At 75.1% G+C, this 23309-nt stretch carries 24 protein-coding genes; 11 read left to right on the forward strand and 13 right to left on the reverse strand.

Annotated features, from left to right (window positions below; translation table 11 throughout):
- The first annotated feature begins 330 nt into the window (after window positions 1–330).
- The 3 genes from HHX37_RS26280 (at window position 331) to HHX37_RS26290 (ending at window position 2775) form a co-directional block, all read left to right on the forward strand.
- Window positions 331–1200, forward strand: coding sequence for a universal stress protein (locus HHX37_RS26280; protein ID WP_182887166.1), 870 nt, complete (start codon window positions 331–333; stop codon window positions 1198–1200).
- A gap of 116 nt (window positions 1201–1316) precedes the next feature.
- A complete protein-coding gene (locus HHX37_RS26285; protein WP_182887167.1) occupies window positions 1317–1868 on the forward strand; it encodes a YceI family protein in 552 nt (183 codons plus the stop codon).
- Between the two features lie 25 nt (window positions 1869–1893).
- Complete coding sequence (locus tag HHX37_RS26290; protein ID WP_310740543.1) at window positions 1894–2775, forward strand: NAD-dependent protein deacetylase; 882 nt, start codon at window positions 1894–1896, stop codon at window positions 2773–2775.
- 22 nt (window positions 2776–2797) lie between these two features.
- On the opposite strand, the gene HHX37_RS26295 is transcribed toward HHX37_RS26290, so the two are convergent.
- Window positions 2798–3757 carry an aldo/keto reductase gene (locus tag HHX37_RS26295; protein WP_182887263.1) on the reverse strand — a complete coding sequence of 320 codons (960 nt, stop codon included), beginning with the start codon at window positions 3755–3757 and terminating at the stop codon, window positions 2798–2800.
- 99 nt (window positions 3758–3856) lie between these two features.
- Here HHX37_RS26295 and HHX37_RS26300 point away from each other — a divergent pair, with 99 nt between their 5' ends.
- The gene (locus tag HHX37_RS26300) at window positions 3857–4909 is read left to right on the forward strand and encodes a polyprenyl synthetase family protein (protein WP_310740544.1); all 1053 of its coding nucleotides are present in this window, start codon (window positions 3857–3859) and stop codon (window positions 4907–4909) included.
- A gap of 3 nt (window positions 4910–4912) precedes the next feature.
- Here HHX37_RS26300 and HHX37_RS26305 read toward each other — a convergent pair whose 3' ends face one another.
- From HHX37_RS26305 to HHX37_RS26315, 3 genes are all read right to left on the reverse strand, one after another.
- Window positions 4913–5962: a glucose 1-dehydrogenase gene (locus HHX37_RS26305; protein ID WP_182881147.1), complete on the reverse strand. Its 1050-nt coding sequence runs from the start codon at window positions 5960–5962 to the stop codon at window positions 4913–4915.
- A gap of 88 nt (window positions 5963–6050) precedes the next feature.
- Window positions 6051–6740, reverse strand: coding sequence for a response regulator (locus HHX37_RS26310; RefSeq protein WP_182887168.1), 690 nt, complete (start codon window positions 6738–6740; stop codon window positions 6051–6053).
- Window positions 6737–7969 (reverse strand): sensor histidine kinase, encoded by a 1233-nt coding sequence (locus HHX37_RS26315; protein WP_182887169.1) that lies wholly within the window; start codon window positions 7967–7969, stop codon window positions 6737–6739. The genes HHX37_RS26310 and HHX37_RS26315 overlap by 4 nt, the downstream gene beginning before the upstream one ends.
- A 179-nt stretch (window positions 7970–8148) precedes the next feature.
- On the opposite strand from HHX37_RS26315, the gene HHX37_RS26320 reads away from it, so the two are divergent.
- Window positions 8149–8382, forward strand: coding sequence for a hypothetical protein (locus HHX37_RS26320; RefSeq protein ID WP_182881145.1), 234 nt, complete (start codon window positions 8149–8151; stop codon window positions 8380–8382).
- Entirely contained in the window at window positions 8369–9415 is a 1047-nt protein-coding gene (locus tag HHX37_RS26325; protein WP_182887170.1) for a hypothetical protein, read from the forward strand. Before HHX37_RS26320 ends, HHX37_RS26325 begins: the two co-directional genes overlap by 14 nt.
- Before the next feature lie 61 nt (window positions 9416–9476).
- Here HHX37_RS26325 and ligD read toward each other — a convergent pair whose 3' ends face one another.
- The gene (ligD, locus tag HHX37_RS26330; RefSeq protein WP_182887171.1) at window positions 9477–10442 is read right to left on the reverse strand and encodes a non-homologous end-joining DNA ligase; all 966 of its coding nucleotides are present in this window, start codon (window positions 10440–10442) and stop codon (window positions 9477–9479) included.
- A 169-nt stretch (window positions 10443–10611) separates the two neighbouring features.
- On the opposite strand from ligD, the gene HHX37_RS26335 reads away from it, so the two are divergent.
- From HHX37_RS26335 to HHX37_RS26350, 4 genes are read left to right on the forward strand one after another with little or no spacing between them, the layout of a single operon-like run.
- On the forward strand, window positions 10612–11325 hold the full coding sequence (locus tag HHX37_RS26335; RefSeq protein ID WP_182887172.1) for an ABC transporter ATP-binding protein: 714 nt from the start codon (window positions 10612–10614) through the stop codon (window positions 11323–11325).
- Complete coding sequence (locus HHX37_RS26340; RefSeq protein WP_182881141.1) at window positions 11322–12011, forward strand: ABC transporter permease; 690 nt, start codon at window positions 11322–11324, stop codon at window positions 12009–12011. Before HHX37_RS26335 ends, HHX37_RS26340 begins: the two co-directional genes overlap by 4 nt.
- A 4-nt stretch (window positions 12012–12015) precedes the next feature.
- The gene (locus tag HHX37_RS26345) at window positions 12016–13113 is read left to right on the forward strand and encodes a sensor histidine kinase (protein WP_182887173.1); all 1098 of its coding nucleotides are present in this window, start codon (window positions 12016–12018) and stop codon (window positions 13111–13113) included.
- The gene (locus tag HHX37_RS26350) at window positions 13113–13709 is read left to right on the forward strand and encodes a response regulator (RefSeq protein WP_182881139.1); all 597 of its coding nucleotides are present in this window, start codon (window positions 13113–13115) and stop codon (window positions 13707–13709) included. Before HHX37_RS26345 ends, HHX37_RS26350 begins: the two co-directional genes overlap by 1 nt.
- On the opposite strand, the gene HHX37_RS26355 is transcribed toward HHX37_RS26350, so the two are convergent.
- Both HHX37_RS26355 and HHX37_RS26360 read right to left on the reverse strand, forming a co-directional pair.
- Window positions 13706–14155 (reverse strand): hypothetical protein, encoded by a 450-nt coding sequence (locus tag HHX37_RS26355; protein ID WP_117410271.1) that lies wholly within the window; start codon window positions 14153–14155, stop codon window positions 13706–13708. The two genes, HHX37_RS26350 and HHX37_RS26355, sit on opposite strands and share 4 nt — an antisense overlap.
- Window positions 14152–14385, reverse strand: coding sequence for a ribbon-helix-helix domain-containing protein (locus HHX37_RS26360; RefSeq protein ID WP_117410272.1), 234 nt, complete (start codon window positions 14383–14385; stop codon window positions 14152–14154). Before HHX37_RS26360 ends, HHX37_RS26355 begins: the two co-directional genes overlap by 4 nt.
- A 114-nt stretch (window positions 14386–14499) precedes the next feature.
- Between HHX37_RS26360 and HHX37_RS26365 the strand changes: the two genes are divergently transcribed.
- Complete coding sequence (locus HHX37_RS26365; RefSeq protein ID WP_182887174.1) at window positions 14500–15267, forward strand: SDR family NAD(P)-dependent oxidoreductase; 768 nt, start codon at window positions 14500–14502, stop codon at window positions 15265–15267.
- Window positions 15268–15342: 75 nt separating this feature from the next.
- On the opposite strand, the gene hpnH is transcribed toward HHX37_RS26365, so the two are convergent.
- The 6 genes from hpnH to hpnC are packed head-to-tail and all read right to left on the reverse strand — an operon-like array spanning window position 15343 to window position 23166.
- Window positions 15343–16347 (reverse strand): adenosyl-hopene transferase HpnH, encoded by a 1005-nt coding sequence (hpnH, locus tag HHX37_RS26370; protein ID WP_182887175.1) that lies wholly within the window; start codon window positions 16345–16347, stop codon window positions 15343–15345.
- Window positions 16347–17882, reverse strand: a complete 1536-nt coding sequence (gene ispH / locus HHX37_RS26375; RefSeq protein WP_182887176.1) for a 4-hydroxy-3-methylbut-2-enyl diphosphate reductase — start codon at window positions 17880–17882, stop codon at window positions 16347–16349. Before ispH ends, hpnH begins: the two co-directional genes overlap by 1 nt.
- Window positions 17879–19762 carry a squalene--hopene cyclase gene (shc, locus tag HHX37_RS26380; protein WP_182887177.1) on the reverse strand — a complete coding sequence of 628 codons (1884 nt, stop codon included), beginning with the start codon at window positions 19760–19762 and terminating at the stop codon, window positions 17879–17881. The genes ispH and shc overlap by 4 nt, the downstream gene beginning before the upstream one ends.
- The gene (gene hpnE, locus HHX37_RS26385; protein WP_259406787.1) at window positions 19759–21207 is read right to left on the reverse strand and encodes a hydroxysqualene dehydroxylase HpnE; all 1449 of its coding nucleotides are present in this window, start codon (window positions 21205–21207) and stop codon (window positions 19759–19761) included. Before hpnE ends, shc begins: the two co-directional genes overlap by 4 nt.
- A complete protein-coding gene (locus tag HHX37_RS26390; RefSeq protein WP_310740546.1) occupies window positions 21204–22340 on the reverse strand; it encodes a phytoene/squalene synthase family protein in 1137 nt (378 codons plus the stop codon). The genes hpnE and HHX37_RS26390 overlap by 4 nt, the downstream gene beginning before the upstream one ends.
- The gene (hpnC, locus tag HHX37_RS26395) at window positions 22315–23166 is read right to left on the reverse strand and encodes a squalene synthase HpnC (protein WP_182887178.1); all 852 of its coding nucleotides are present in this window, start codon (window positions 23164–23166) and stop codon (window positions 22315–22317) included. The genes HHX37_RS26390 and hpnC overlap by 26 nt, the downstream gene beginning before the upstream one ends.
- Between the last annotated feature and the right edge of the window lie 143 nt (window positions 23167–23309).

The raw sequence follows: 23309 nt of genomic DNA on the forward strand, positions 1-23309 counted from the left end.
CGCGTCCAGGCGCGCTCCGCTCCGCGACCGGTGAGTTGCGTTGGTCCTGTCATCACACGGCATTCCGCCAGGCACGATGCTCGCTCCCGCCCGAGACGTCTCCTGACAGAGAGCATGCCCGCCGGAAGCCTCTCGATCCATGGAGTTCGCGATGTCTGGCGGGCCTGCCGCCCAGGAGGCACGGCAGGCGGCGGAAGTCCCGGGGCGAAGTGACTTTCGACCGCTGTGCGACGGGCAGCGGACACGGTGCGATGGTCGCCGGGAGCGGTGTCCCCGCGCCCGCGAGCCGCCGAGCACCGCGAGCCGCTGAGCACAGGGAGGAAACGGATCATGACCGGACTGGTCGTCGCCGCCGTCGACGGATCGAAGCCCGCGACGGCGGCGCTGGAGTGGGCGGCGGACGACGCGCGGCGCAGGGGGGCCGCGCTGCGCATCGTCCACGTACGCGAGCCGTGGGCGCACCAGTACCCGTTCCACGCCGTGGAGGGGTTCGCCGACTCCTACGGCGAGTTCTGCGAAGGGGTGCTCGCCGCGGCCGCGGAGCGCGCACGTCAGGTCGCCCCGGACCTGGAGGTGACGACGGAACTCGCCGAGGGGACGGTTGTCGAGACGCTGCGCGCCGCGTCGGCCGGGGCCGGCGCGCTCGTGGTCGGCAGCCGGGGGACGGGGGGCTTCTCCGGCCTGGTCCTCGGGTCGGTCGGCCTGGGTCTGACCGGGCACGCTCCGGTCCCCGTCGTGGTCGTACGCCGGCCGCACCGCGACGAGTACCACGAGGTCGTCGTCGGTTTCGACGGATCGCCTCACTCGGAGGCCGCGCTGGAGTTCGCCTTCGAGGAGGCGCGGGCGCGCCGGGCCCGGGTGCACGCCGTCTACGCGTGGGAGGCGCCGATCTTCTCCCCCTTCGCCACCGGCTACACAGCGACGATGCACGAGGTCTTCGACGAGGAGTCGCGCTCGGCCCGGCTGCGGCTGGCGCCGTGGCGCGAGAAGCACCCGGACGTCCCGCTCGTCGAGTCGGCGGTCTTCGGGCACCCGGTTCCCGCGCTCGCCGAGGCGTCGCTCGTCGCCGACCTCGTCGTCGTCGGGTCGCGGGGACTGGGCGGCGTGCGCGGCGCGCTGCTCGGCTCGGTCAGCCACGCCGTGCTGCACCGCGCGCACTGCCCCGTCGCGGTCGTACGGCCCCCGGAGGGGACGCGTTGATTTCAGGATCTACAACGTAAAGGCGGCGGCCTTGTGCAGATCCCTCCCGCCGGGTCACCACGAGTACCGTCACCCGCGGCGACATCGCCGGACGAGAGCGTGGGAATGCCGATGACATGGACGTCGAGGCGGGCACGTACGTGCTGGGGCCCAGGTCGGGGCGGTTGCTGGTCCTCACCGGCCGCGCCGGTCTGGGCGCGAAGGCCGGGCATGACCTGACGATCGAGGTCACCAGGTGGCGGGGCGAGGCGGTGGTGGCACCGGACGACCCGGCGGCCTCCCGGATCTCGCTGGAGGCCGAGACGGCCTCGATGCGGGTCAGGGAGGGCACGGGCGGGGTCAAGCCGCTCACCGACTCCGACCGGGTCGAGATCGAGAAGAACATGCGGGAGAAGGTCCTCAGGCCGGACCGGCATCCCACGATCACGTTCCGGTCGACGCGTGTCGGGGGCGACCCCGGGGCGTTCCGCGTCGAGGGCGACCTGACCATCGCGGGCGTGACCCGGCCGGTCGCCGTCGAGGGAGTGCTCGCCGGCGGGCGGGCCCGCGGCCGGGCCACCGTCGTGCAGTCGGAGTGGGGCATCCGCCCCTACTCCGCGTTCTTCGGCGCGCTCAGGCTGCGCGACGAGGTCGAAGTGATCTTCGATGTGCGGCTCGTGCCGGGCTGAGGCGCCCATCGTGCACCATGGAGGGGTGAACCGGCTTCCAATGGCGCGAGCCATCAAGCAGACTGCCGAGCAGGCCAGCGAGCGGACCGCCGAGCGGTGGAGCATGCTGGCCGATCTCGTGGCGGACGGCGACGTGGTGGTGCTCAGCGGGGCGGGCCTGTCCACCGAGTCCGGCATTCCGGACTACCGCGGAGAGACCGGACGCAGGCGCAGAGCCGACCCGATGACCTATCACACCTTCGTGAGCAGCGCCTCCGCCCGCCGGCGCTACTGGGCCCGCAGCCATCTGGGCTGGCGGCACATCGTGGAGGCCGCCCCCAACGCCGGTCACCGCGCGGTCGCCGAACTGCAGCGCCGGGGGCTCGTCGCCGGGGTCATCACCCAGAACGTGGACGGCCTGCACGAGGCCGCCGGCGCGCACGGGGTGATCGAGCTGCACGGCAGCCTGCACCGGGTGCGCTGCCTCGGCTGTGGTCACCGCGGCGCCCGCCACGAACTGGACCGGCGGCTGCGTGCGGAGAACCCCGGCTGGCACTCCCGCACCGCGCTGATCAACCCCGACGGCGACGCCGTGCTGACCACCGCCGAGATCGAGACGTTCCGTACGGTGGACTGCGAGGGCTGCGGCGGCGTGCTCAAACCGGACGTGGTGTTCTTCGGCGAGAACGTCCCGCCGTCGCGGGTGCAGGAGTGCTACGCGCTGACCGAGCGGGCCGGCCTGCTGCTGGTCCTGGGATCCTCGCTGACCGTGATGTCCGGTTACCGGTTCGTCCGGCACGCCGCCGCCCGCTCGATCCCTGTCGCGATCATCAACCAGGGGCCGACCCGGGGCGACGGCGAGGCGCTGATGACCTTCGACGCCCCACTCGGCCCGGCCCTGACCACCCTCCTGGGAGACCTGGCCTAGAGGACCACGACGGGCGCCGGGGTCAGCTCCAGGGCAGGGCGGCGCGGCGGGCCCAGTAGGTCTCCGGATCCTCTGCCGGCTCGGCGAGCGTCTTCTCGGCCTCGTCGTCCCAGATCACGCCGAGCGCCGCGAGGTTCTCGCCGAGCTGCCCGGTCGTGGCCGCGCCGCTCAGCACGGTGCCCGCCCACGGGCGGGAGAGCACGGCGGCCAGCGCGAGGGCGTCCGGGGTGACGCCCCGCTCGCGGGCGGCGCGGACCAGCGCGGGGGGCGCGCCACGAGCCGTCAACCGGCCGTTGGCCACGCCCTCCTTGACGATGACGCCGAGCCCGGCGGCGTGCGCCCGGGCCAGGGCGTCGCCCGCCGAACGCTCCAGCAGGTTCCACGTCGACTGCACCGTGTCGAACAGTCCCGTCGCGACCGCCTTGTCGATCGTGTCCGCCTGCGCGGGCCCGGTGGTGGACAGGCCGACGGCGACGCCCCGGTCGCGTAGCGCACGCAGCTCGCCGAGCACGTCCTCGTCGTCGAGCACGCCGCTGCCGACCGTGGCGGAGTGGATCTGGTAGAGCGACAGGTGGTCCCCGAGCAGTTCCCGCGTCTCGCCGAGCTGGCGGCGCAGCCGGGCGGCCGACAGGTCCTTCACCTCGTGGCGGTCGGCGTCCATCCGCCAGCCGCCCACGTACTCGTACCCCCACTTGGAGCCGACGACGACCTCCCGCGCGGGGACCCCCCGGTCGGCGAGCCAGCCCGCGAGGAACTCCTCGGCGCGTCCATAGGAGCGCGCGGTGTCGAAGTAGCGCACACCGGTCGCCCAGGCGGCGTCCAGCACCTCCCAGGTGCGCGCCCGCATCGCCGCGACGTCCCGGCCGGGCCCGAGGTCCTCCTCGCGCCCGAGCGTGATGTACGCGGGGCGCCCGAGCGCCGCGAGCCCGAGACCCATCGGGGTGACCTGGAGGCGGCTGCGGCCCAGCGGCCGGCGGAGCATCTCGTACACGACGCCCCACGTTAGTGGACCTCCGCGATCGGGTACGCCGACAGGCCCCGGCCTGCCCGACGATGCACCCGAGCCAGAGGCGGTGGGAGCGTGACGGAACCGGTGGTGGCGTGTCCGTACGCCGCGGACGTGCTCACCCGCACGCGCGACCTGCTCGATCCCGCGCTGCGCCGCGCGGTGGGCACGCTGCCGCACTCGATGCGCCGCGTGGCCGGGTATCACTTCGGCTGGTGGGACGCCCGGGAGCGGCCGGTCGGCGGCGCGGGCGGCGGCAAGGCGCTGCGGCCGGCGTTCACGCTGCTGGCGGCCGAGGGAGCCGGGGGAGAGGCCACGGCGGCGCTGCCCGCCGCCGTGGCGGTGGAACTGGTGCACAACTTCTCGCTGATCCACGACGACGTGATGGACGGCGACCGGGTCCGCCGGCACCGGCCCACCGCCTGGGCCGTGTTCGGACGCGCCCAGGCGATCCTGGCGGGCGACTCGCTGCTGGCGCTAGCGTTCGCCGTGCTCGCCACCGGAACGGACGGGGGGCCGGACAGCGCGGCAGACGGCAGGACGGACGGAGTGCCGGTGCTGGCCGGGCACGTGCAGTCGCTGCTGGACGGCCAGAGCGCCGATCTCGACTTCGAGGAGCGCGCCGAGGTGGGCCTGGAGGCGTGTGTGCGGATGGCGGAGGGCAAGACCGCGGCCCTCTTCCGGTGCGCCTGCGCACTCGGCGCGCTGTACGGCGGCGCCACCCCCGATCAGTCCGTGCTGCTGAAGGCGTACGGCGAGCGCGTGGGGCTGGCCTTCCAGATCGTGGACGACCTGCTCGGCATCTGGGGCGACCCGGCGGCCACCGGCAAGGCGGTGTATTCCGATCTGCGTAACCGGAAGAAGTCCCTGCCGGTCGTCGCCGCGCTGGCCTCGGGCACCCCGGCGGGCGCCGCGCTCGCCGCCCTGTACCGCCGTCCCGTCGCGGAGCCCGACCTGGCGCGGGCGGCGCGGCTGGTGGAGGAGGCGGGCGGGCGCGCCTGGAGCCTCGCCCGGGTGGACGGCCTGCTGGCCGAGGCGCTGGAGTCGCTGCGGGCGGCGGGGCTGACGCCGGAGGCCGCCGCGGGGCTGGAGGCGCTGGCCCGGCTGACCGCCGACCGCGACCGCTGAGGTTCAGCCGAAGGTGAGCACGACCTTGACTTCGTTCTCCCGCCTCTCGTACGCGTCCGCGTAGCGGTCCAGGGGCACCCTCCGGGAGATCAGCCGGGCGAGCCAGTCGCGGTTCGACACGGCGAGGGCGCCGGCCGCGGCGGTGAAGTGGCGGAAGTTGGAGTCGATCGTCCCGATCACCACGGCGTTCTCCAGGACCATCTCACGGTTGAGCGTGCCCACGTCCACGGTGACCCGGCGGGAGCCGGGGGTGACCCCGGTCAGGCAGACGATCCCGTACGGACCGATCGCCGAGATCGTGCCGGTGAAGACCTCGGCCGCGCCGCAGGCCTCGACGACCACGTCCGGCCGGAGACCGGTCACCACGTCCTCGATCCAGCCCGTGTGGTAGGTCGCGCCCAGGTCGGTGACCAGCGCCGGTTTAGGCCCGCCCTTGACGAAGTCGAACACATGCACGTCGAGGCCGCGCTGGACACCGAGGAGCGCGGCGAGCATGCCGAACGGTCCCGCGCCGGTGACCAGCACCCGGCGCGGCTCGTACCAGGACCGGCGCCCGATCTTCTCGACCTGCTCCCAGGCCTTGGCGACCACCGACGCCGGCTGCAGCAGCACGCCCGACTCGCCGAGACCCGAGTCGAGACGTACGGCGCAGTCCGTCTCCACGGACCACATCTCGCTCGCGTAGCCGTCCCGTTCCTTCAATCCCCGCATGGTGTACCGCCCGTTGCGGCACATGTCGGGCTCGCCGTGGGCGCAGGCCACACACGGCACCGGATCCGGATAGCGCACCAGGCCCACGACGAGGTCGCCGGGGGAGAAGCCGGACCCGGCGGGGGCCTGCCGCACACGGCCGAGGGACTCGTGCCCGATGACCAGCCGCTCCCGGCCAGGCGGGGCGTATCCGTAGTCGCCGGAGACGACCTCCCTGTCGGTGCCGCACACGCCGACGGCGACGCTCTCGACGAGGAGTTCGCCGGGGCCGGGCACGGGGTCGGGCACCTCGGTCAGCGCCAGCGACCCGGCCCGGCGCGGCACGACGGTGAGCGCGCGCATGCAGCATTCCTTCCCCAGGACCACCCGTCCCACCTGCGGCGCCGCCCCGGGCCGGGCAATGAGAACACCAAGGGGAAGGAAAATGTCCTCAGCTCTCCGGGACGTCGTCGAGCAGCCCGGCGTCGTGGGCCAGCAGCGCGATCTGCACGCGGTTGTTCAGCCCGAGCTTGGCGAGGATGCTCGACACGTGCGTCTTCACGGTCGGGACGCTGAGGTGGAGCAGCGCGGCGATCTCGGCGTTGGGCCTGCCCTGCCCGACCGCCACGGCGATCTCCCGTTCCCGGTCGTTCAGCGGCGCCAGGCGTTCCTCCGCCCGCGCCCGCCGCAGGTCCCGGCCCGACTCGGCCACCCGGGCGATGAGCCGCCGGGTCACCGCCGGGGACAGCACCGGATGGCCGCGGGCCACCCGGCGGACGGCGTCGACGATCTCGTCCGGCGGGGTGTCCTTCAGCAGGAACCCGGCCGCCCCCGCGCGCAGGGCGCGCAGCACGTGCTCGTCGGCGTCGAAGGTGGTCAGCACGATCACCTCCGGGGCGCCCTCGCGGGCGCGCAGCGTCTCGGTCGCCGTCAGGCCGTCCATGACGGGCATCCGGATGTCCATCAGCACCACGTCGGGGTGGTGCCGGCGGGCCAGCGGCAGGACCTCCGCGCCGTCTCCCGCCTCGGCGACGACACGGAGGTCGGGCGCGCCTCCGAGCATCATCACGAGGCCGGCCCGGACGAGCGGGTCGTCGTCGGCGATGAGCACGCCGATCGGCGCGGAGTCGGGCGAGATCATGCGGGCCACGGTAGCCAAACCCGCACCTGCCAGGTACCTGGGCCGGTGCCGCCGTCCCGGCGCACGGGCCCGTGCTCCAGCCGTCCCCCGGCCAGGGTGACCCGCTCGGCCAGGCCGATGAGCCCGTGACCCCCTTCGGTCTCCGGCCGGCCGGCCCCGGGGATGTCGTTGACCACCTCGATCGTCAGGCCGTCGCCGGGCGCCCCCGCCAGCCGCAGGCGGACCTCCGCCCCCGGCGCGTGCCTGCGCGCGTTGGTGAGCGCCTCCTGCACGACCCGGTACGCGGTGCGGCCCGTCCGGTCGGGGACGGCCTCCCGGGATTGCCCGCCGAGTTCGTCGCGCAGCCGCACCCGCATGCCGGCCTCGCCCGACTCCGCGACAAGCCGGTCCAGATCGGCCAGCCCGGGCAGGCCGGGCCGCGTGGGCGCGGACCGTTCGCCGGACGGGTCGCCTGATGTGCCGCTTGATGTGCCGCCGGTTGGGGCGCGCAGCACGCCGATGACCTCGCGCAGGTCCTGCAGTGCCTGGTGGGCGCTCTCCCTGATCACGCGCGCCGCGCGGGCGACGTCGGCGGGGTCGGCGCCGGGGTTGAACTCCAGCGCTCCCGCGTGCACGCTCAGCAGGGACAGCCGGTGCCCGAGCACGTCGTGCATCTCCCGGGCGATGGCCTCGCGGACCAGGTGCTGCGCCTGCTCGGCCCGGAGTCTCGCCTCCGTCTCCATCCGGGCCGCGCGGTCGCGCTGCGCCAGCACCAGCCGCCGCCGGTGGTGGACGAACAGCCCCCAGCCCGCCGCCGCACCCTGCAGGGCCAGGCCCAGCATGAACATCGCGAGCGGCGGCGTGCCCGGCTCGGGGCGCAACCACGTGAACACGACCGCGGCCAGCACGCTGAGCGCGAACACCACGCCGGAGGTCCGGGGACGCCGGTGGACCGCGACCGAGAAGAGCGCGGCCAGCATCGGGCCCGCGACCATCTCGAAGACGGCCGACAGCGCGACGAGCGTCACCGCGAGCCCGACCGGCCACCGGCGGCGCAGCCACAGCGCGGCGCAGCCGAGCGCGCCCGCGACCTGGTCGAGGGGGAACAGCCACCCGGGCGGCAGTGGCGCGGTGCCGAGGCGCTCCGCCGACATGAGGAGCGCGAACGCCGCGGCGAGCAGGAACATCGCCGTGTCCACGAGCCAGTCACGCCGGGTCCGCCGACGCCGGGGGGTGGCGGGAGCTTCCATACGGCCGCAGCGTACGGCTTCGAGGGAGGCGCGCCCACGCGGTGGCGCGAAGTCGATACCGAAGTCGGGGGACGTCCGACTTCGGTCGGAGAGCACGCCGCGCGCCGGCGACCTTCGCCGGACGGAGGGATGCCGACGCCCGATGCCCGGCGGTCCCGCCGGTCCCTAGCGTCGGCGTCATGCGCAAGGTCATCCAGCTGGCCGGGGCGTTCCTGGTCGCCGTGGGAGTCAGCGGCACCATCGACCGTCTGGCCGTGCAGCCGTTCAACGGAGCGATCCTCAACGTCTTCAACCGTCAGGTCATCCCGCGCCTCGCCTTCCTGACCGGCTACGAGGTGTACGCGAACCTGCTCGTCGCGGTCGCCGGCGCCGTCGTGTTCGCCGCCGCGAGGAGGCGCGATGAGAACGCCTGACGCGCGCCGGGCCCGCTGGTCGCTCGCGGCCGGGCTGATGGTGCTCTCGCCGATGTGCGCCGAGTACCTCGCGGGCTACGACGACAGCACGGGCGATCCGTTCGTGCTGATCGCCAGCCTGGTGATCTTCAGTCCGCTGTACGGCGCGCCCGCGATGCTGATCCGTGAGACGGCCCGCAGGCTGGGGCTGCGCTGGCCGGAGATCCTCGCCCTCGCGGCCGCCTTCGGCGTGCTGCAGGCGGGCGTCATCGACCAGTCCCTGTTCAGCGAGGGCTACCGGGACATTCCGTACTGGGAGGAGATGATCCGCCCGACGTACGTCGAGCCTCTGGGGCTGGCGGCCCACACCGCGCTGGCCTTCGTCGGGGGCCACGCGATCTGGAGCTTCGGCGTGCCGATCGCGCTGACCGAGGCGCTGGCCCCCCGGTTATCGCGTACGCCCTGGCTGCGCGCGCCCGGGCTGGCCGCCGCCGTGGCGCTGTACCTCGCGGCGGCGACGTTGGTGCTGACCGACCATCTGCGGACCGAGTCCGACCACGCCTCGGCGGCCCAGATCGGGGGCGCGCTGGCCGTCGCCGCGCTGCTGGCGCTGCTCGCGCTTCTCCGTACGGTCCGCGCCCGGCGCCGCCCTGGTTCCCCTGCTCCTGCCGTGCCGCCCCGGCGCCCGCCCCGGCCGGTCGCCGTCGCCGCGGCCGGCCTGGTGGCGGGCCTCGCCTTCGACCTCCTGCCCGCGACCTGGGCCGGGGTCGCGGGCGGGCTCGCCCTGCTCGCCCTGACCGCCGCCGCGGCCGGCCGGCTCGCCCGCTCACCGGCGTGGACCTGCCGCCACGTCGCCGCGCTCGCCGCCGGAGCCATGACCGCGCGCACGGTCGTCGGGTTCTTCGTGGTGCCGCTGGGGAATATCGCGCCGGTCGCGAAGTACGCGCACAACGTCGCCTTCCTCACCGGCGCGGTGCTGCTCGGCGTGCTCGCGACGCGGCCGCGCGGCACCGTGGACCCCGATGCGGACCCGGGTGTGGGCCCGGGCCGGTGAGCCCGGGCCGGTGAGCCCGGGCCGGTGAGCCCGGAGTGCCATCCCCCCGCCCGGCCCTCTCTCATCCATCGGCGCGGACGACCTCGCCGGGGTCCTTGTCGTCGCGCAGGCCCCGCCAGGAGGGGTGGCGCAACCGTCCCTCGCCCGTCCACTCGGCGAACTGCACCTCGCCGACCAGCACCGGCTCCACCCAGCCACAACCTCTGGCCTCCTCGCGGGTGATGCCGGAGAACGGGGGCGTGTCCCGCCGCAGCGGCGCGAGGCGCTCGCCGAGCCGCCGCAGCGCCTCGTCGGTGAAGCCGGTGCCGACGCTGCCGGCGTACCGGAGGAGGCCGCCGTCGTTCACGCCCACCAGCAGCGAGCCGATCGTGTCGGCGCGGCGCCCCTCCCCGGGCCGCCAGCCGCCGACCACGACCTCCTGGGTGCGGACGTTCTTGACCTTCACCCAGTCGGGGGAGCGGCGGCCGGGCAGGTAGGCGGAGACGAGCCGTTTGGCGACGACGCCCTCCAGCCCCAGGCGGCGGGAGTCGGCCAGCGCGTGCTCCCCGCCGCCGGAGTAGTAGGGCGGGATGGCCCAGTGGCGCCCGGCGCGCACGAGGTCCTCCAGGACGCGCCGCCGTTCCGTGTAGGCCGCTCTGGTCATGGTGCCCGCGCCGACGTGCAGCACGTCGAACAGCAGGTACGTCACGGGCGTGGTGACCACCAGATGCCTGACTTTGAGCGGGTCGCGCTGGTGCATGCGCGGCTGGAGCGCCTCGAACGAGGGCCTGCCCCGTTCGTCGAAGGCGACGATCTCCCCGTCGAGCACGATCGCCCGCCCGCCGGTCGCGCCGGCCAGCCCGGCGATCTCGGGGTAGGCGGGGGTGATGTCCCTGCCGTTGCGGGAGACGAGCCGGAGCGTCCCGTCCTCGACGTACCCGAGGGCGCGGACCCCGTCCCACTTCATCTCGTGCGCGTAGTCGCCCTGCGGCTCGGGCAGTGGCCCGAGCCGGGCCATCATCGGCGCGTACGCCGGAAGGGCGGCCATGCCCCGCTGGTACCCCGGCCGGTCTCCGGATACCCCCCTGACCTGCGCTGACATGCGACCGGCAGGGCAGGACGCCGTCGCCTGCGCGCACCGCCATCCTCCGAACGGGTGATGCGGGGCGACGTGCCGGGTGATGCCGCGTGATCGGCGCCGCCCCGAACCTTGAGGCATGGAAGCCATCGAGGTGACAGACCTCCGCAAGTCCTACGGGGACACCCGCGCCGTGGACGGGGTGACGTTCACGGTCCGGGCCGGTGAGACGTTCGGGATCATCGGCCACAACGGCGCCGGAAAGACCACGACCGTCGAGTGCCTGATCGGGCTCAGGCGAGCCGACGCGGGCACGGTCCGGGTGCTCGGCGAGGATCCGGCGCGCAGGCGGCGGGCCCTGGCTCACCGCCTCGGCGTGCAACTGCAGGACAGCTCCCTGCCGGAGCGGATCAAGGTGGCCGAGGCGTTGCGCATGTTCGGCGCCTTCTACCGGGACGCGTCCGACTGGCGGCGGGTGATGGAGCGCTGGGGCCTGCGGCCGCTGGCGAGGAAGGCGTACGGCGACCTGTCGGGCGGTCAGAGACAGCGGCTGATGCTCGCGCTGGCCCTGGTCGGCGACCCGGAGATGGTCGTGCTCGACGAGCTGACCACGGGCCTCGACCCGATCGCGCGCCGTGAGACCTGGCGGCTGGTCGGCGACCTGAAGGCGGCGGGCACCACCGTGGTGCTGGTCAGCCACTACTTCGACGAGATCGAGGCGCTCTGCGACAGGGTCGCCGTCTTCGCCCGCGGCCGGGTGGCGGCGACGGGCACCACGGGCGAGCTCGTCGCCCGGACCGGAAGCGCCTCGCTGGAAGAGGCCTACCTCGCCCTGGAGGGAGCGGACCGATGAAGGCGTTCACGGCTCTGACGGCCGCCGAGCTCAGGCTGCTGTCGCGCGACCCCGCCTCGTTGTTCTTCATGGTGGCCTTCCCTCTCATGCTGCTGGTGCTCAAACGCGGCGACGGCGGCGCGGTCCCCGGCTACCTCGCGATGATCGCCGCCATCGGCGGGATGGGCGCGCTGCCGGGCCTGCTGGCCTCGTACCGCGAGCGCAAGGTGCTCAAGCGGCTGGCCACCACGCCGATCTCCCCGGTCCTGCTGCTCGGCGCCCAGCTGGTGTCACAGGTCGCCGCGGGCCTGGCGGGCTCCGCGCTGCTGGTGGTCGTGACGGTCGCGGTGTTCGGCGCGCGGGCGCCTGGCGACGTCCTCATGCTGACCGCGGCCTTCCTGCTCTGCTCGGTGATGGCCTGCGCACTGGGCTTCGTGATCGCCGCGGTCGTGCGCAACACCAGAGGCGCGAGCCTGATCGGCATGCTGGTCATGTTCCCCATGATCTTCCTGTCCGGCGCGGCCGTGCCCAGGAAGGCCCTGCCCGGCTCGCTGCGTCAGATCGGCGACTTCCTGCCCCTGACCCCTGCCGTGGAGGCCCTGGGAGGCGCCTGGTCCGGCGCCGCCGCGCCCTTCCCCCTGCTGATCCTGGCCGGGATAATCGTGGCGGCCACGGCCACCGGCGCGGCGCTGTTCCGATGGGAGTGAGGACGTGAACGTCTGGGAGGCGCGCTGGTCGCGCGCCTTCCACGTGCTGTACTACGCCTGCCTGGCGCTCGGGCTGATCCTCTCGTACGGGGACGGCACGGGCGAGGGCACCGGCCCCGACCCGCTCACGCTGGGAATCGTCGCGCTCATGGCGGGCTGGCACGGCTTCTTCGTCGTACGGCGGCCGCGGCTGCTCGGGCGGCTGAACCCCATGGCGTTCCACCTGGCGGTCGTCGGCGCGCTCTACCTCGCGCTGGTGGCGCGGGACCGGTCCTTCGACGTCGTCGTCTTCGGGCTGATGCCCCAGCCGTATCTGATGCTGGCGAGCCCCTGGTCCTACGTGGGCGCGGTGGCGACGGTCCTCAGCACGTTCGCCGCCAGAGGCTATCTGGACGAGCCCGGCGTCCTGTGGCGGCTCGTCGGCAGTTCGGGCCTCGTCGTGGCGATCGGGCTGTTCGTCGACTACGTGTCCCGGCAGAGCGCGCAGAACCGGACGGTCGGGGTGCTGGAGGAGCGGGCGAGGCTGGCCAGGGAGATCCACGACACCCTCGCCCAGGGGCTGAGCGGCATCGTCACCCAGCTGGAGGCGGCCGAGCAGGCGATGCCCGACCTGGGCGCCGTGCGCAAGAGGATCGCGCTGGCCAAGGAGCTGGCGCGCGACAACCTGCAGGAGGCGCGGCGCTCGGTCGACGCGCTGCGGCCGGGCCCTCTCGCCGGCGCGGGTCCCGAGGCGGCGCTCGCGGAGGTGGCCGCGCGGTGGTCGCGGACGTCGGGGGTGGCGGCGGCCGTGTCGGTGGAGGGGACGCCCCGGCCGCTGCCCGGCGAGGTGCAGACGACGCTGCTGCGGGCGGCGCAGGAAGGGCTGTCGAACGCGGCCAGGCACGCCCGGGCGGGCAGGGTCGCGATCACGCTGACCTACATGGACGACGAGGTGACGCTGGACGTGTTCGACGACGGGGTGGGTTTCGACCCGGACGCGCCCGGCGCGGGGTACGGGCTGGCGGCCATGCGGGAGCGGGCCGGCGGCGTCGGGGGAACGCTGACCGTGGAGTCCGCACCGGGAGAGGGGACGGCGCTGTGCCTGCGGATCCCCTCAAACTGATGATCGTCGATGACCATCCCGTGGTCCGCGACGGACTGCGTGGGATGTTCGACCACGTGGCGGACATCGAGGTGGTGGCGGAGGCGTCCGACGGGTTCGAGGCGCTGGCCATGGCCAGGCGGGCGCGGCCGCACGTGGTGCTGATGGACCTTCGCATGCCCGGCCTGGACGGCGTCGGGGCGATCCGGCGGCTCCGGGCGGACCACCCGGAGATCAAGGTGGTCGTGCTGACCACGTACGACACGGACGCGGACGTGGCGCGGGCCATGGCCGCCGGGGTGGCGGGCTACCTGCTGAAGGACGCGCCGCGCGAGGAGCTGCACAGAGCGGTCCGTACGGCCGCCGCCGGCGGCGCGGTCCTGGCGCCGTCGGTCGCGTCCGCCCTGCTGAGCAGGCCCGGGGCCCAGGAGCCGAGCCCGCGCGAGCTGGAGGTGCTGCGCCTGGTGGCGCGGGGCTCGGCGAACAAGGAGATCGCCAGGACCCTGCTGATCAGCGAGACGACGGTGAAGACGCATCTCAAGCACGTCTTCGCCAAGCTCGGCGTCGACAGCAGGGCCGCGGCCGTCGTCGTGGCCATGGAGCGAGGGCTCATCTAGGGGAGGATCTCCAGGCGGACGTCGAGGCCCTCGTACAGGTAGGGGGACGGGGTGATGATCCGCCAGTCGCGGCGGGTGGCGTGGACGACGGCGTGGGCGGCCACGAGCACGTCGGTCAGGCGCGCGTCGGCCGCCGCGGGCCGGTGCCGGCGCAGGCTCGCCCTGATCGCCTGCGCGTACGGCCCGCCCTCGACGGCGTCGTCGGGCGACAGCGCGCCGGTGACGACCATCGACATGCGCAGGAAGCGTTCGAGGCGGGGCTGGATCGGGCCCAGCGAGAGGACCTGGACGGCGAGCGCGGGCACGAGGAGGGTGACGCCGTGCGCCGAGGACTGCCGCACGACCGCCCTGCCGTACATGCTCTTGCCCTCGATCAGGTGGACGACGGCGTCGAGGTCCAGCACGTGGCCGGACAGGACGCCGGCCGGTGGGACGGGGTCGGTCACGCGGCGTCCGCCTTGGCGTCCCCACCCATGAGGCGGGCCGCGCGGGCGCTGTCGTCGTCGGTGATCCCGTCCTGCCAGCCCGGCCCCCATAAATCGGCCATGATGGCCAGGTCGCCCTGGACGCGCCGCCGCTCGCGCAGCGCCGCGGCGATGTAGGCCGAGGCGTTGCCGGACGCCTGCGCCTCGTCGGCCAGTTCGTCCGGCAAAGAGATCGTAATCTTCTTGGTCATACTCGGAAGGTTACTCAGTCATACCGCCGATGGTCCACCGGTTCACGGGAAGAGCGGCAGCCGATCCCCGGGCGGCGGCCGCGTCCGCGGGTACAGCCACAGTGGGGAGGACGGATGCGGCTGGCGGGGGCACGGGTGCTGGTCACGGGCGCGTCGTCGGGCATCGGCACGGCGATCGCGCTCGAACTGTGGGCCCGTCGCGCCCGCCTGGTGCTGTCCGGGCGCGACCGGGAGGCGCTCGCCGCCGTGGCCGCCCGGACCGGCGGCGAGGTCGTCCCCGCCGACCTCGCCCACGACCGCGCCGGAATCGAGGGCGGGGCCGGGAGCCCGGTCGAGGACCTGGCCGCACGCGCCGGGCCGGTGGACGTGCTGGTCGCCAACGCGGGCGAGGGCTGGAGCGGGCCGCTGACGCGGATGCCCGGCGCCACGGCGGAACGCCTGATCGGCGTCAATCTGACGGCCCACGTGCAGCTCACCCGGCTGCTGCTGCCCGCGATGGCCGAGCGCGGCCGCGGGCACCTCGTCTACGTCGCCTCGATCGCGGGGGTTGTGGGGGTCCCCGGGGAGGCGGTCTACGCCGCGACCAAGGCGGGCCTGCTGGCCTTCGCCGAGAGCCTGCGGTACGAGCTGCCCGGGATCGGGGTGACCACCGTGGTGCCCGGGGTGGTCGACACGCCGTTCTTCGCCCGGCGCGGTATGCCGTACGCGCGCCGCAGTCCCGCGCCCGTGCCGCCGGAGCGGGTGGCGCGGGCCGTCGCGGTGGCCGTCGAGCGCGGCCGCGCCGAGGTGTACGTGCCGGCCTGGCTGCGACTGCCCGCCCGGCTCCGTGGCGCCGCGCCGGGCCCGTTCCGCGTCCTCGCCCGCCGCTTCGGCCGGCCCTGAGATCGCGTACGGCACGGACTCAGGGGCTGCGCGGCGTCTCAAGGCTGCGCGGCGTCTCAAGGGCTGCGCGGTTTCTCACGGGCTGCGCAGCGCGCGCAGCGACTCGCGCAGCGAGCCGACGGTGGCGAAGACCGCCGTCGGCTCGTAGCCGCAGTGCGCCATGCAGTTGGCGCAGCGCGGGTCGCGGCCCCGGCCGTAGGCGCTCCAGTCGGTGTCGTCGGCCAGTTCCCGGTAGGTCTCGGCGTACCCGTCCGCCATCAGGTAACAGGGCCGCTGCCAGCCGAAGACCGAGTACGACGGGATGGCCCAGGCCGTGCAGGGGAAGTCGATCCTCCCCTCCAGGAAGTCCAGGTACAGCGGCGAGTGGTTCAGCCGCCAGCGCCCGCGGTTGCCACCGGCGAACGCCGCGCGGAAGAGCTCGCGGGTCTGCCGCACCCCGAGGAAGCAGTCCTGGTCGGGCGCCTTCTCGTACGCGTACCCCGGCGAGATCATCATCTGGTCGACCCGCAGGTCGTCGTTGAGGTAGTCGAGCACCTCGATCACCGTGCGCGGGCTGTCCCCGGCGAAGAAGGTGGTGTTCGTGGTCACGCGGAAGCCGCGCCGCCGGCACTCCCGGATCGCCGCGACCGCCTCGTCGAACACGCCCTCCTTGCACACCGACGCGTCGTGCCGCTCGCGCAGCCCGTCGATGTGCACCGCCCAGGCGAAGTACGGCGAGGGCGTGAACTGGTCGATCTTGCGTGGGATCAGCAGGGCGTTGGTGCACAGGAAGACGTACTTCCGCCGGGCCACCAGCGCCTGGACCATCTCCGCGATCTGGGGGTGCATGAGCGGCTCCCCGCCGGCGATGGACACCATCGGCGCGCCGCACTCCTCGACGGCGGCCACCGCCTGGCCGACCGGCATGCGCCGCCTGAGCACGTCGGCCGGGTGCTGGATTTTCCCGCAGCCCGCGCACTTGAGGTTGCAGGCGAACAACGGCTCGAGCTCGACCAGCAGCGGGAACCGCCTGCGCCGCCGCAACCGCTGGCGCAGGACGTACCCGCCGACGCGAAGGCTCTGACGTAAGGGCATCGGCATCAGGGCCGCACCTCCTTCGGCAGTGTGAACTCGACGTTCTCCTCGGTCACCCGCCGTTCCTCCACCTCCAGCGGCCCGAGCCCGCCGAGGGCCGCCACGACGGCGTCCACCAGCGAGGCGGGGGTGGACGCGCTCGCGGTCAGCCCGACCGTCCGCGCGCCGCGCAGCCACTCCAGGGCGATGTCGCCGGGGCCGTCGACCAGGCGGGCGAGCGGGGCCCCGTCACGACCCGAACGGGCGGCGACCTCGGTCAGCCGCCGGGCGTTGGACGAGTTCGCCGACCCGACGACCAGGACCAGCCCGGCCTCGGCGGCCACCGCCCGCACCGCGCGCTGCCGGTTGGTCGTCGCGTAGCAGATGTCGTCGCCCCGCGGCCCCTCCGCGCCGGGGAAGCGCCGCCGGACCGCCGCCGCGACCTCCTCGGCCTCGTCGGCGGCCAGCGTGGTCTGCGTCAGGCAGGCGACCCCGCGCCCCTCGGCGAGCGACGCGGGCAGGGCCTCCACCGCGGCCTCGTCCTCGGCCAGCACGCCCGCGCCGGGCATCTCGCCGAGCACGCCCTCGACCTCCTCGTGCCCGGCGTGGCCGATCAGCACGACGAGGTCGCCCCGGGCGGCGAACCGGCGGGCCTCCGCGTGGACCTTCGCGACCAGCGGGCACGTCGCGTCGACCACCCGGAGGCCGCGGCGGCCGGCCTCCTCCCGTACGGCGGGCGACACGCCGTGCGCGGAGAACACGGTCACCGCGCCCCCGGGAAGCTCGGGCACCTCGGCCAGGTCGTCCACGAACACCGCGCCGCGCCGCTCCAGGTCCCGTACGACGTGGACGTTGTGCACGATCTGCTTGCGCACGTACACCGGCGGGCCGAACCGGACGAGCGCCCGTTCCACGATCTCGATCGCCCGATCGACCCCCGCGCAGAACGAGCGGGGGGAGGCGAGCAGTACCCGCCGGGGGCCCGTGGCCGCCGCCCACCGCGCCAGCACCGGGCCGATCCGGGTGAGCGTGCGGCACGCCGCGACCGCGCCGCCCGTCGTGGCGAGGCTCAGCAGGGGAGCGGCGGGGGTGTCCACGATCACGCGTACGGCGGCGAAGGGCCGCCCCCGGGCGGCGGCGGCCAGCGGCGCGCTCTCCATGTCGACCGCGATCCCGCCCTCAAGGGCGAGCGCGCGGCGGTCGCGGCCCGACACGACGCGAGGGGAGGTCGCGAGCGGGCCGGTGACGGCCCGTAGCCCGGCGCGGGCCAGTTCACCGGCGAGCAGCGGAGCGGACGGGCACGGCCACACGCGGTCCCCGGAGCGGACCTCGGTGGCGACGAGCACGTCCCCGGGACGCAGCCCGTCGTCCAGGGCCCCCGCGAAGCCGGTGACGGCGAGGGCGCCGGCGGGCGGGAGCAGGGCCGCCGCGCGCGCCGCCCGGTCCGGCCCCATCCCGACCCGGACGACCCGGACGCGGGAACGCTCCCGCGCCGGCCGCAGCCCGCGGGCCACGGCCCGGGCCTCCATGCCCAGCGCGGTGCACACGATCAGATCCGTCATGGCGTCCCCTCCCGGGCCCCCTCGCCGGCCCGCAGGTAGCGGCCGAGCGCGCTGACCGGGAACACGAGCCGGTAGAGGTGGTAATTGATGAAGAAGTCGCCGGGGAACCCGGTCCCGGTGTAGTGCGGCTCGTCCCAGGTGCCGTCCGGGCGCTGCGTGCCGGCCAGCCAGGCCACACCGCGCTCGACCGACGGGCCCCGCTCCCCGGCGGCCAGCAGGCCGATGAGCGCCCAGGCCGTCTGCGAGGCGGTCGGCTCGCCCCGCCCGATCCAGGCGGGGTCGCGGTAGGAGCGCATGTCCTCGCCCCAGCCGCCGCCGGGGTGCTGGTGGGCCTCCAGCCAGGCCACCGCCCGCCGTACGCAGGGCGCGGCGGGCGGCACCCCGGCGGCGGCGAGGGCGGGCAGCACGGCCCCGGTTCCGTACACGTGGTTCGCCCCCCACCTGCCGAACCACGAGCCGCCGGGCTCCTGCGCCCGCAGCAGCCAGGTCACCGCCCGCCGTACGACGGGGGAGCGGGCCAGGCCCTCGGCGGCGAGCGCCTCGACCACGTGCGCGGTGACGTCGGCCGACGGCGGGTCGATGACCGCGCCGAAGTCGCAGAACGGCAGCCGCAGGCACAGCGCGCGCGTGTTGTCGGCGTCGAAGGCGGCGAAGCCGCCGTCGCGGGAGGCCATCCCCGCCGTCCAGCGCAGCCCCCGCCGGACGGCGTCCCGGGCGGCGGGACGGCCCCACCGGCCCAGCGCGAGGATCACCTCCGCCGTGTCGTCGACGTCGGGATAGCCGTCGTTGTCGAACTCGAACGCCCAGCCGCCGGGCGCGAGCCCCGGGCGCCGCACGGCCCAGTCGCCGGGCCCCCGGATCTCTTCGCGGAGCAGCCACTCACCCGCCCGGTCCAGCGCCGGGTGATCGCGCGGCAGGCCGGCGTCCAGGAGGGCGATCATCGCGAGCGCGGTGTCCCAGACCGGCGACTGGCACGCCTCAAGCCTGCGCGAGCCGTCCTCCCTGATCGTGAACCGGTCCAGCCCGGCCAGCCCGCGGCGCATCACGGGGTGGGAGAGGTCGTATCCGGAGAGGCGCAGCGCGATCAGCGAGTAGACCCAGGGCGGCTGGATGCCGCCCCACGACCCGTCGGCCTCCTGGCGGGCGACGACCCACTCGGCGGCCCGCCGGAGCGCGGCGCGGCGGAGCCCGCCGAGCGGCCGCGTCTCGTACCGGTGCAGCACGTGGTCGAGCGCCGCGAACGCCGCGTCCCAGCCGGTGCGCAGGCCCCGCCGCGCGGGCCTTCCGGTGCGCAGCTCCGCCAGGCCGAACGGCAGCGGGCGGACCGGCCGGTGCGCGGTCACGATGGTCAGCGGCACGATCGTCTGCCGCGCCCAGCAGGCCCAGTCGTACACGTTCAGCGGGCACCACGGCGGCAGGAACACGATCTCCGGGGGGATCACCGGCAGGTCCTCCCACCGCCACTGGCCGAACATCGCGAGCCAGATCCGGGTGAAGACCCTCGTGGACTCGACGCCGCCCAGATCGCGGACGAGGGCCGCGGCGGCGCGCAGGTGCGGGGCCGACGGCGGGTCGCCCGCGAGCCGCAGCGCGGTGTACGCCTCGACGGTGGTGGACAGGTCGGCCGGGCCGTCGTGGAAGTTGGCCCAGCCGCCGCCCGCCTGCTGCTGCGACCTGATCCACCGGGCGGCCCCGGCCGTCTCGGCCGCGGTCCGCACGCCGAGGAACTCGCGCAGCAGGAGGTCCTCGGCGTCCATGGTCACGTTGGTCCGCAGTTCGCCCTTCCACCAGCCCTCCGGCGACTGCAGGGCGAGCAGGTGGGCGCGGGCCGCCTCGAGCGCGGTGGCGGCGCGGGACGCGGCGGTGAGGAGCGCGGTCATCGGGCCCACTCCGCTCGCGCGGGCTCCCCGACATGGCCGAGGTGGCCGAGGTGGCTGAGGTGCAGCCGCACCAGGCGGGCCGCCTCCAGGCCGCTGCGCACGGCGCCCTCCATCGTGTCGGGCCAGCCGGTGTCGGTCCAGGCGCCGGCCAGGAACAGCCCCGGCCAGCGGGTGGCCGCGCCGGGGCGCAGCGCGCCGCTCCCCGGGCCCTGGCGGAAGGTGGCGCGCCGCTCCCTGGTGATGAAGAAGTCGAGCAGCCGCACCGTCCGGGTGGCCGGGAGCACCCGCTCCAGCTCCGGGACGAACACCGCGCGCATCGCGGACGTGGGCACGTCGATCCAGTGCCGGGCCGCCGACACCGACACCGTCAGGTACTGGCCCCGGGTCAGCCCGCCCGCCGCCGTCCTGTCGAAGATCCACTGCACCGGCGAGCCGACGACCGCGGCGAACGGCAGGCTGGTGACGGGCCGGTCGTAGACGACGTGCACGTTGACGATCGGGCTCGCTCCGAGCCCCGCCCACGCGTCGCGGTCCGGCGCCGCCTCGGCGGGCAGGAGCCGCGCGGCCTGCCCGTGGGGGACGGCGACGACGACGGCGGAGGTCTCCACCCGCGCGCCGCCGACGAGGACCGACGGCCCCGGCAGGCCGGGCGGGGCCGGCAGGATCGCCTCGGCCTTCGCCGGCAGCCGCACCGTGCCGCCGGCCCGCGCGACGGCGGTCAGCGCCGCGCCGCCGTGCAGTTCGCCGAGCGGCACGGACGGCACCCCGATGTCCGCGGCGTCGGGCCGGCCGAGCAGGGCCGTGCGGAACACCATGGCCGCCGGCCCGAGCGCCGCCTCGTCGGCTGTGATGTTGAGCGCGGCCACGGCGAACAGGTCCCACAGGGCGCGCCGCACGGTGTCCCGCTGGCCCCTGGAGGCCAGCCAGGCGCCCAGCGCGGCCCGGTCCAGCGCGGGCGTGGCCGGATCGAGACCGCGCAGCGCCAGCGCGCCGCGCACCGCCCGGAGGCGGTCGGCGGGGGACAGCAGCCGGTAGCGCGCGAGCGCGGGGAGCAGGTGGAACGGCCCGGGCAGCGAGGCCCGGCGCAGCCGCCCCCGCTCGCCGTGCGGGGTGAGCACCCGCACGTCGAAGCGCTCCTGCAGGCGCACCCGCCCGGTCCCGCCGAGCCGGTCGAGCAGGCCCAGGTACGCCGTGCAGCAGCGCAGGAAGACGTGCTGGCCGTTGTCGGCGGTCAGGCCGCCGCGGGCGAAGGAGTGGGTGGCCCCGCCGAGCCGGGGCCGCGCCTCGTACAGGGTCACCGGCCACCCGGCCTCCGCGATGGCGAGGGTCGCGGTGATCCCGGCGAGGCCGCCGCCGATCACCGCGACGGGCGGGACGCCGCCGTCCGGGCCGGTCAGGGAGCCGGTCATCAGGCCGTTCGTGGGGCTGCTCATCGGGCTGTTCATGGGGACTCTCCCTGGGACCCGGCCTCGGGCTCCGCCTGGGCCGCGCCCGTGACGGCCCGCGCCGCGACCATCGCCTTGACCCACGGCGCGAGCGACAGCCGCCCGGCCAGGACCCGGGCCGGGTCGGTGGCGATCCGCCCCAGCAGGCGCCGGTAGATGCCGGCCATCGCCGCGGTGCAGGCGGCGCTGCGCCGGTCGAGCAGCGGGATCAGCCGCATGCCCTCGGCGTACCAGCCGAGCGCCCGCGCGGCCTCGAACCGGATCAGCCCGGCCAGCCGCTCGGGCGGGTCGGTGAAATCCCCCCTCGCGTCCAGCCCGAGTGTGCAGCCGAACCTCCGCAGGTCGTCGGCGGGCAGGTACACCCGCTCGGCGCAGCGGTCCTCCCGCAGGTCCCTGAGGATGTTGGTGAGCTGCAGCGCCACGCCGAGGGCGTCCGCCCGGCCCGCCGCGCGCCGCAGCACAAGCTCGCCGTCACCGGGTCCGCCACCGGTCCCGTCGTCTCCGTACGCGCCGCCGGCGAGGCCGAAAACGCCGAGGGACAGCCGCCCGATCGACCCGGCCACCTGCCGGCAGTAGCCCACCAGGTCGTCGTGGCACCGGTAACGCGCCCCGGCGACGTCGGCGGCGCACCCGTCGATGAGCTCCTCGAACGCCTCAAGGGGAAGGGGGAAACGCGCGGCGGCGTCGCCCAGCGCCACCAGCACCGGATCGGCCGTCACCGGATGAACGGCCCCCGGACCAGGCCCCGAGGAACCCGGCCCCGAGGAACCAGGCCGCATGGAGTCAGGTCCCGAGGAACCGGGCACGGTTTTCAGGGCCCTCAGCAGTTCGCGCTCCCGCTCCAGCCGCTCCAGTCGTCCGGCCACGGGCCCGGCCTCGTCGCCGAGGTCGTCGATCCGCCGGGCGAGCGCGTAGACGGCGCTGAGCGCGCGCCGCTTCGGCGGGGGCAGCAGGCGGATGCCGTACGCGAAATTCCGCGCCCGGGTGCGGACGACGCGCTCGCAGTGCCCGTAGGCCCGCGACACCGGCATCGGTCCCGGCCCGGCCCGGGGCGCCCGCCCGGCCGGGAGGTCCGCCGCCGCGCCGGCCAGGGGCTCGGGGACGGGATCAGGAATCGCGCCGGGAACCGTCACCGTCCACCTCCTTCAGCACACGCACCCACTCGCGCAGCACCGCGTGACGGCGGGCACGCGGGGCGCCGGCCAGCACGTCGTGCCGGCGGCGTTCGAGCGCCGCGAGCTGCGCCCGGCCGCCCGCGACGTAACCGGCCACCGCCGTGCGCGCGAACCCGCGCAGGGTCTCCAGGAGCGGCGTCCCCTCGTCGAGGAGGGTCGCCGCGCGACGGGCCTGCAGGGCGATCACCCGGCGCAGCCGCGGGGAGGCGTGCGCGGCGGTCAGATCGGCCTCCCCGGCGCCGAACCTGCGCAGGTCCTCCGCCGGCAGGTAGACGCGGCCGCGGGCGTGGTCCTCGCCCACGTCCTGGCAGTGCTCTATCACCTGGAGCGCCGAGCAGACGAGGTCGGACAGCCGCGCCCGCTCGGGCGTCGCCAGCCCGAACACGTGCAGCACGATCCGGCCGACCGGGTTGGCCGACAGCTCGCAGTAGCCCAGCAACTGGGCGAACGTGTCGTAGCGCCGCACCACCTGGTCGCGCCGGTTCGCCTCGACCAGGTGCAGGAACGGAGCGCTCGGCACGGCCCGGCGGGAGACCAGCGGCGCCAGCGCGCGTACGGCCGGCAGGCGCGGGACGTCTCCCGCGTACAGGCGGCCGAGATCGGCCTCCACGGCGTCGAGCAGGGCGGGCCGCTCCGCGGGATCCGCCTCGTCACCGGCGTCGTCCACGTACCGGGCGAAGCCGTACACCGCCATGAGGTCGCGGCGGTACCCGCGCGGCAGCAGCCGGGAGGCCACCGGGAAGTTCTCCCGGCGCGCGGCGTCGCGTACGTCCGCTGCGGACATGTCAGGAGAATCTCCACCGAAAATCACCCCAAAACCCGACAGATCGGGCATGGGCTTTGCGCGTGCGACCTGACGGGCAACCCGGCGTACGCGGACGGGGGCGGACGGAAAGGCGGGCCAAAGAAACGCCGGGCGGGGCAGCC

This window comes from Microbispora sp. H10885 (assembly GCF_014161415.1).
GTDB classification, from domain to species: Bacteria; Actinomycetota; Actinomycetes; order Streptosporangiales; family Streptosporangiaceae; genus Microbispora; species Microbispora triticiradicis.